Source organism: Streptomyces calidiresistens (assembly GCF_014141525.1).
GTDB lineage: Bacteria > Actinomycetota > Actinomycetes > Streptomycetales > Streptomycetaceae > Streptomyces > Streptomyces calidiresistens.
Genome location: NZ_VKHS01001169.1, coordinates 1 through 1,225 on the forward strand (window position 1 = coordinate 1; position 1,225 = coordinate 1,225).

A 1,225-nucleotide genomic window follows, 5' to 3' on the forward strand; every position below is an offset into this window, starting at 1 on the left:
GCCCCCGCCCGGCTCCCGCTCCCCCACCTCGAACCGCGCCCCGGAGACCGGGTCGCGATGGGACATGCCGGTGTCCAGGGGCGCGTCCGCGAGTTCGGGCCGCACCGACCGGCCGTGACAGGCCGCCCCGTCGGGTCGGCCGTCGATCACCTCGATCGGCCCCCGGGTGGAGGCGACGTCGGAGCGCACCCGGTACAGCAGCACGCCCGGGGTGCACAGGTCCCGGTCGTTGCCGATCGGCAGCCGGGCCTCGGCGACCAGGACCTCCGAGGGGCCGGTCCGCACCACCACCATCCGGGTGTCGTCCGTCCCCGACCCCGCCCCGGGCTCCGGCGGGGCGGCGAGCGGACGCAGCGCGTGCAGGGTGATCCCTCCGGCGGGCGGGCAGGCCACCTGGTGGTCGTCCAGCCAACCCAGCTTCCAGCGGTGCCAGCCGAAGAGGTCGGGGGCCATGCCGAACTGGCTTCCCATGAGGTCCCAGTCCCCCACGTGCCGGTCCCAGTTCCCGCCGGGGCGCTGCGGGCGGTCGTAGAGGTCCGGCAGCCCCAGGACGTGGCCGGTCTCGTGGGCCAGGACGAGGCGGTCCGGCGGGTCCCCCTCGAAGAGGGTGACGACCCGACGCAGTTCGTTGCCCGCCACGGTGACGGGATGCTCCAGGTTGACGACCTTGGTGGCGTCCGCGTCCACCCCCGGCGCGGTCGGGTCCGCGACCAGGTAGAGGATGTCCACCCCCGCCAGGTGGGGACGGTGGGCGGCGACCAGGGCCAGCGCATCGCGCAGGTACGCCTCCCGGCCCCGGGGCGTCCAGTCGCGGCCGATGTCGTAGGCCGTGGAGGGCAGGGGCATGGGCAGCCACTCGTGGTCGATCTCCGGGGCGAGCCGGAAACGGCCGTACGAGGCGCGGTGCAGGAAGTCGGTGGTGGCGGGGAAGTAGGAGGCGGCGATCCGCTCCGGGGTCCGGCTCGGCTCGGCGTCCGGGAAGGACAGGAAGAGCATCGCGGCCTCCGGCTCCCCCACCGTGGGGGGATGCCCCGGGGGATGGGCACCGTCGCCGGGGGCGATGCCCAGGGAGTGGTGCACCGGGTGGCGGGGCAGCGCGCAGCCCTCCGCGCCGGGGTCGGCGCCGGAGCGCCCCGCCAGACCGGTGAGCACGAACAGCAGGCTCGTGGTCAGGGCCACCGTCACGACCCGACGGCCGGTGCGGTGGGGGGTGCGAGGCGAGCGG

At 75.9% G+C, this 1,225-nt stretch carries 1 protein-coding gene; it reads right to left on the reverse strand.

Annotated features, from left to right (window positions below):
- On the reverse strand, positions 1-1,185 hold a 1,185-nt coding region (locus FOE67_RS26180; RefSeq protein ID WP_438874320.1), incomplete at its 3' end, for a M6 family metalloprotease domain-containing protein.
- Positions 1,186-1,225 lie beyond the last annotated feature (40 nt).